The organism is Paenibacillus sp. 1-18 (genome assembly GCF_000520755.1).
Lineage (GTDB): Bacteria > Bacillota > Bacilli > Paenibacillales > Paenibacillaceae > Paenibacillus > Paenibacillus brasilensis.
Genome location: NZ_ASSB01000063.1, coordinates 21,953 through 28,841, shown reverse-complemented (window position 1 = coordinate 28,841; position 6,889 = coordinate 21,953). Strand labels below are relative to the sequence as shown.

The window sequence follows — 6,889 nt, the reverse complement described above, 5'->3', positions numbered from 1 at the left end:
AAAATACCACCATATTCTCCGATTTTTAAGTGAAATATTTTGATTTTGTCTCCACCATAAAATCCGAATACCCCTTTTTTAGCGTATATTCTATCGTAAATGTCAGAAACGTTAGTTTGAAATAATATCTTTAATCATTTGCTTATTGCCTGCAATTCAAAAAACGCTTATCTACATAATCCCTCTACACGGATTAATGATAGATAAGCGTTTTTAATGATTACGAAATATGAACGGATGTATTCTTAATTTTGCATAATAAAGTCATGTTCAATACTGCTGGCACTGTCAAAAGTACGAATAATATCATAACGGGTATTACGTTGTGCCGGAATGTGACCGGTCTCGCGGATCAACTGTAAAATGGACTCGATGTTGACTTTATACGTTGCGCCTGCGGCGGAAACGACGTTTTCCTCAATCATTGTGCTACCAAAATCATCGCAGCCGTAGTATAGCGATTTTTTGCCGATTTCGGGTCCCATGGTTACCCACGAGGACTGAATATGCTTGATGTTATCCAATACAAGGCGACTGATTGCAACAGTTTTCAAATATTCCTCTGGCGTCTGGCGCTCCTTCTTCAGATTTGTGTTATCTGGTTGGAAGGTCCAAGGAATAAAGGCCAAAAATCCTTCAGAATTATATTTATTTTCAATACATTCGTCCTGAGCATCACGAACACGCAGCAAATGCAGCGCTCGCTCCTCCATCAATTCGCCAAAGCCGATAACCATCGTAGCAGTCGTGTTCATACCCACCTTGTGGGCCGTTTGCATCACATCCATCCAATCACGCCACGAGCCTTTGAGACGACTGATTTTGCGGCGTGTGCGATCATCCAAAATCTCTCCGCCTCCACCTGGCAATGAATCCAGTCCAGCCTCATGAATGGCCCGAATGGTATCTTCCATGGAAAGGCCGGATTTTTCTTTCATCTTATGAATTTCAGCCGGCGAGAAGGAGTGCATCGTAATATCAGGAAAACGCTCCTTAATGGCTTTCAGCAAATCTGTATAATAACTGAACGGCAGATTCGGATTTACACCGCCTTGCATCAGAATCTCGGTGCCTCCTACATCCTGCGTTTCCTTGATCTTCTGAAAGATGACCTCATCCGGTAGAACGTAACCTTCATCTGAACCCGGTCTGCGGTAAAAAGCACAAAAACGACAATATACGTCGCACACGTTCGTGTAGTTAATATTTCGTCCGATGACGAAGGTTTTTACAGGATTCGGATGCATGCGATTCATGACTTTATTCGCCGCATGACCGATTTTCTCTACCTCGTCTGATTCGAACAAAGCAACGGTATCCTCTAAATTCAGGCGTTCGCCGCGCAGGGCTTTATCTAAAATATGGTCGATTACACTCATGGTGTATCCTCCTTCGCTTTCACAGGGCGACGAAATGAAAGACAGGACTTATGAACGAGAATGCTTTCACAAACCTGCGTTCGAACCCTGCCGTAATGTATGTTCATGACTAGCCTTGTATGTTGTCTGTGCTATTTAGCATAGTAAAACCTATTGATAATACTAACATATCTTTAGGTAAGGAACCATACTTATTCCCGCTTCTTTCTGCTTTTCACCTTGAGAAATATGCGTTTTTTCACACTGTTCTTCATGTCATGCTATAGAAAACAGCAAGCCTCCTGAAATACTGGAAACTTGCTGTTTAGGACTTTACATAATTCGCTTCCTTTGCATGTAAACGCCAAGATGCTGCTGTGGTACTGATGCTCTAGCGGAGCGCTTCGTTCAAATCGCTGATCAGGTCGTCAATATCCTCCAGTCCTACAGAGAAACGAAGTAGTCCGTCCGTAATTCCACGCTCCAGACGTACACTATGCGGCATAGCCGCATGTGACATCATCGCCGGGTACGACAGGATGCTTTCTACAGCTCCCAAACTCACCGCAACAATTGGAATACGCACACGACTGAGGACTTCTTTTGCCCGCTCACCAGAACCTACATCAAAGGAAATAACGGCACCGTAGCCGCTGGATTGGCTCTCATGAACAGCACGCCCCGGATGATTCTCCAGCCCCGGATAGTATACTGCCTGAATATCGGCCCGCTCGTTCAGCCAGTTCGCAAGCTTTGCCGCGCTTTTTTCACTGTGTGCCATCCGGGCTTCCAGCGTCTTCATGCCGCGCATGAGCAACCATGACTCTTGTGGGGCCAGCACAGTCCCCATCCCGTTTTGGAGCTGCTTGATTTGTCTTCCCAACGATCCGGTACGTGCTACCGCAAGCCCTGCCAGCACATCGCTGTGTCCACCGAGAAACTTGGTCGCACTGTGCAGGACAATATCGACCCCCTGTTCAATCGGACGCTGATAATAAGGTGTCATAAACGTATTGTCCAGCAGCGTCAAAAGTCCATTGTCCTGTGCCCAAGAGGCTAATCCTGCTATATCAGTAATTTTGAGTGTAGGATTGGACGGGGTTTCTATATACACAGCCTTTGTATTGTCCTGCAAGGCCTCTTTTACAAGGTTGATGTCCGTCATATCGACAAAGGTCGTTTCGATATTCATCCGTTTCAGTATAGAGGTCAGCAGTCGATACGTTCCTCCATATACGTCCTCCGAAACAATGACATGGTCTCCAGCGGACAGAAGCATAAATACAGTAGAAATGGCTGCCATGCCGGATGCAAAGGCAAAACCTCTGGCTCCGCCTTCTAAGAGGGCGATATAGTCTTCCAAAGCCTGTCGTGTCGGATTACTGGAACGGCTATAGTCATGCTGTGGTGGGTTAAAGATATCATGATGGTGAAAGGTAGAAGCCTGATAGATGGGAACACTGGAAGCTCCTGTTACACTGTCTATTTCAGAGCCGAAATGCAGCAGCTTGGTAGCGAATTTCCGCTCCTTAATCAGAGTTTGCTCGATTTTCCTTGCATCCTCAATCATTGCTACTCCCCTCCTTCAACTTCTTGACGTGCCGCTTCTAAGGCCGAACGCAAATCTTCAATTAAATCGTCTGTATGCTCGATACCTACTGAGAAACGCAGCAGCCTGTCATCTACCCCCACTGCATCCCGAATTTCTGCTGGTATATCGGCATGCGTCTGCACCGCAGGATAGGTCATCAGCGATTCCACCCCGCCCAGACTTTCGGCAAAGGCAATCAACTTAATATGACGAAGCAAGGGCTCCACATAGCGAGCATCCTTTAATTTAAAGGAGAAAATACCTGTGTTGCCGCTGGATTGTTTGTTTTGTATCTCACGACCCGGATGACCTTCGAGCCCCGGATAAAATACTTCCGCCACTGCAGGGTGAGTCAATAAATAGTTAGCAAGTACCGTCGCATTATGCTCATGTCGATCCATACGCAACGCCAGCGTTTTCATGCCCTTCATTAATTGGTAGCTGTCGCTTGGGGAAAGCACAGCTCCTATAGAATTATGAAGGAAGGAAATTTCGTCCGACAGCTCTCTGCCCTTGGTTACGATCAAACCTGCCAGTACATCATTGTGTCCACCCAAATATTTGGTTGCGCTATGTACCACAATATCGGCACCCAGTTCCAAGGGACGCTGGAAATATGGTGTTAGCAGCGTATTGTCTACAATGGTAAGCAACTTACGTTGTGATGCCCATTCAGCCACCGCTCGAATATCAGTAATCATCATCAATGGGTTCGTAGGCGTTTCTATGAATACAGCTTTAGTATTCGGTCGGCATGACTGTTGGAGTGCTTCAAGATCGTTTGTATCCACATAACTTGCCGTCACACCGAATTTAGATAAAATGCGCTCCAGCAAACGATATGTCCCGCCATAGAGATCCAACGATACGATGAGATGATCTCCCTGTCCAAATAAAGCAAACACCGTTTGCAGCGCCGCCATGCCGGAACTGCATGCAAAGCCTGCATCACCAGATTCCAATACAGCTGAAGCCTCTTCCAGTATCTTTCGCGTCGGATTGGTCGTCCGAATGTAATCAAAACCTGTGCTTTGACCTAGACGAGGATGGCGGAACGCCGTAGCTTGATAAATCGGATAATTAATAGCCCCGGTTACTGGCTCTTCTACTGAACCGATCTGCGCCAATCTGCTTTCGATTTTCCACTGCTTCTCACTCATATGAACCCTCCCATTAACTTCCATATTGGATGTTGTAACCTACGCTGCACAAATGGATGATCAAACACTATACTGCTTCACTACTGCAAGGTGTTGCTGCGGTAAGGTAAAGTTTAAGCCCCTTTTTAAATCTGGGGCCCGATATCGTAAGGCGTTTCTTGGTATACATAATAGTTAAGCCAATTAGAAAATAATAAATTGGCATGCGCACGCCATATAGAGGGCGGTGTGAGTTCAGGATCATCATTGGGAAAATAGTTTTTGGGGACTTCAATATCCAATCCTTTGGCCACATCACGATCGTATTCCCATTTCAGCGAGAGCGGATCGTATTCAGAATGACCAGTTACAAAAATTTGTTTACCATCACACGTGGCGACCAGATACACGCCGGCTTCCTCGGATTCGGATAAAACCTCTAATTCGGCAATGCGATCAATATCCTCCCGTCGAACCTCTGTATGCCGGGAATGAGGAGCATAAAAAAGTTCATCGAAGCCGCGTAACAGCTTCACCTTAGGCTTAATAACCGTGTGTGGAAATACACCAAAGCATTTGAAGTCGAGTCCGTATTTGGGAACACCGAAATGGTGGTATAGACCTGCCTGTGAGGCCCAACAGATATGCATGGTCGAAGTGACATTTTTTTTCGTCCATTCAAAAATTTGCTGGATTTCTTCCCAGTAGTTCACATCTTCAAACTCAAGCTGTTCTACCGGGGCGCCCGTAATAACCATGCCGTCAAAACGGCTGTTCTTGATCTCGTCAAACGTTTTATAAAACATATTCAAATATTCTTGTGATGTATTTTTGGATACATGGGACTTCATGTGTACCAATGTAACGTCTACTTGCAGCGGGGTATTGCCGACGAGTCGTAACAGTTGGGTTTCTGTTGTCTCTTTTGTAGGCATCAAATTCAAAATGGCGATGCGCAACGGACGAATATCCTGGTGATAGGCCAGGCTTTCATCCATTACGAAAATATTTTCGCCCTCCAGCACTTCCTTGGCAGGTAGTGTGTCCGGAATCTTAATCGGCATATAACTCACTCCTTGTTCGGTAAGTTTTGCGAAAATCGTCTGTTGAGATGCCGGGCATATAATAAAAAGACCTTTCTCAGTTAGAGAAAGGTCATATTTGTATCCATATGCGCCTCTCTCATCTGTCAGGGCAGTACGCTTTTATACAAAGCGCACGTCCTGCAAGAATTAGCACCGTGCGATTAGAATCGCCGGTTGCCGGGTATCATCGGGCTAGTCCCTCCACCTGCTCTTGATAAGATTTCGCTATATTCATTTTAGGTTCACAAAGTTCTTTTTTTTAAACACTTTAATGCATCGGCTGGGCTTCGTCAAGATGGGACTTGTAAATTTGTGTCCTTCATTCACATTTTGTCTGCCTTTTCCATAGGTTAAATCATCCCACTCTTATCATTGAAGCTCTTGTCATTGCTGCTGATTCAGCCCATGATTTTGCGCTTGAAAGGCCGTAGGCCGAGCGTTATACTATACAAGTGCTAATAGGCACAAATATAGAGCAACAGTGCAAATTTTGAGTGTTTTCTGCGATACTGTGGCAACCTAAAAAAGAACATTTGTGAGGTGAATCCGGAATGGAAGGCGACCCGAGTCCGAATAGGCGGCGATCCCTGAACAACAGCATAGGAATGACTTCAGCTTGCCGAAAGACGGGACGCCAGGCTCTGCATGCTCCAAAAGCCCTCGGCTTTTGATGGGAATGCACGCTTACCCGAACCGGCTAACTGGCTAACTGAGTCCATTCCTTATGCTTAAGGTACACGTATTTCCGTTGCGACGGAGCATAAGGAGTGACAAATATGAAAATCCGTTTGGTAAACAACGGGGTTTTTACCCCTGTCGAAGAAATTGAAATGGCGCTTACTGCACCAGCAGAAGGCTTTTATTGGATTGATGCTGATGTCGATGATCTGGCAGTGCTCCAGCCTTTATTCTCCATGCATGATCTTGCGGTCGAGGACTGTTTGAGTGAAGAAGAGCAGCGCCCGAAGATTGAAATTTATGAAAGCCATTATTTTATCGTTGTAAACAGTATTCGTTTTGATGATGAAGAAATATTTTTGCGTGCTTTGAACATTTTTCTCGGCCGTCATTTTATCATTACGGTGACCAAGCAAAAAATCAATGAGCTTCGCACCCTTAAGCCTATGCTTTGGGAGCAAGAAGTAAGCCAGCCGGACCGCTTTATGTATCTGTTGATCGACTTGATTGTTGATAATTATTTTTTGGTTGGTGACCGGATTGAAGTTCGCATTGAAAAGCTGGAAGAAGATATTCTAATGCATACGAAAAAGTCGCATTTGAATGAAATCATCGGCTTGCGCAGTGAGATTCTGTGGCTGAAAAAAGTGCTGGGTCCGCAAAAGGAAGTCATTAACACCCTGAACAAACGAGATTTACGACTCATCGACGATCAATTGCAAAAATACTTTAGCGACATTTATGAAAATGCTGTGAAAATTTCGGAGACTTTCGAAACTTATCGCGACTTGATGGGTAACCTTCGAGAAGCTTATCAATCCAGTATTGCCAACCGTGCTAACGAAATTATGCGCGTGTTCACGGCAATTACGACCGTATTTATGCCATTGACGGTTATTACCGGAATATATGGGATGAATTTCGATAATATGCCTGAGCTTCATACACGTTATGGTTATTTTGTTGTCATAGGTATTATGGTGGCGCTAGGTGTCAGTATGTTCTGCATTTTCCGCAAGAAGGATTGGGTTTGAAAAG

Annotated in this window: 5 protein-coding genes and 1 riboswitch; of the genes, 1 reads left to right on the top strand and 4 read right to left on the bottom strand. The window is 45.0% G+C overall.

The genetic code is table 11. The features are described from left to right. Positions 1 to 245: 245 nt before the first annotated feature. From mqnC to metA, 4 genes are all read right to left on the bottom strand, one after another. Entirely contained in the window at positions 246 to 1,379 is a 1,134-nt protein-coding gene (gene mqnC / locus L693_RS0104035; protein WP_025716167.1) for a cyclic dehypoxanthinyl futalosine synthase, read from the bottom strand. A 370-nt stretch (positions 1,380 to 1,749) separates the two neighbouring features. After that, complete coding sequence (locus L693_RS0104030) at positions 1,750 to 2,928, bottom strand: aminotransferase class I/II-fold pyridoxal phosphate-dependent enzyme (RefSeq protein WP_025716166.1); 1,179 nt, start codon at positions 2,926 to 2,928, stop codon at positions 1,750 to 1,752. Between the two features lie 2 nt (positions 2,929 to 2,930). Beyond that, on the bottom strand, positions 2,931 to 4,109 hold the full coding sequence (locus L693_RS0104025; RefSeq protein ID WP_025716165.1) for a PLP-dependent transferase: 1,179 nt from the start codon (positions 4,107 to 4,109) through the stop codon (positions 2,931 to 2,933). A 125-nt stretch (positions 4,110 to 4,234) separates the two neighbouring features. Continuing rightward, the gene (metA, locus tag L693_RS0104020) at positions 4,235 to 5,152 is read right to left on the bottom strand and encodes a homoserine O-acetyltransferase MetA (RefSeq protein ID WP_025716164.1); all 918 of its coding nucleotides are present in this window, start codon (positions 5,150 to 5,152) and stop codon (positions 4,235 to 4,237) included. Positions 5,153 to 5,267: 115 nt separating this feature from the next. Continuing rightward, positions 5,268 to 5,394, bottom strand: a riboswitch (SAM riboswitch). Between the two features lie 555 nt (positions 5,395 to 5,949). Here metA and corA point away from each other — a divergent pair. Continuing rightward, complete coding sequence (gene corA, locus L693_RS0104015; RefSeq protein ID WP_025716163.1) at positions 5,950 to 6,885, top strand: magnesium/cobalt transporter CorA; 936 nt, start codon at positions 5,950 to 5,952, stop codon at positions 6,883 to 6,885. The last annotated feature ends 4 nt before the right edge of the window (positions 6,886 to 6,889 follow it).

Excerpts from the sequence above, each read along its gene's own strand:
- mqnC (WP_025716167.1), bottom strand. The coding sequence starts at position 1,379 with ATGAGTGTAATCGACCATATTTTAGATAAAGCCCTGCGCGGCGAACGC.
- L693_RS0104025 (WP_025716165.1), bottom strand. The coding sequence starts at position 4,109 with ATGAGTGAGAAGCAGTGGAAAATCGAAAGCAGATTGGCGCAGATCGGT.
- L693_RS0104030 (WP_025716166.1), bottom strand. The coding sequence starts at position 2,928 with ATGATTGAGGATGCAAGGAAAATCGAGCAAACTCTGATTAAGGAGCGG.
- metA (WP_025716164.1), bottom strand. The coding sequence starts at position 5,152 with ATGCCGATTAAGATTCCGGACACACTACCTGCCAAGGAAGTGCTGGAG.
- corA (WP_025716163.1), top strand. The coding sequence starts at position 5,950 with ATGAAAATCCGTTTGGTAAACAACGGGGTTTTTACCCCTGTCGAAGAA.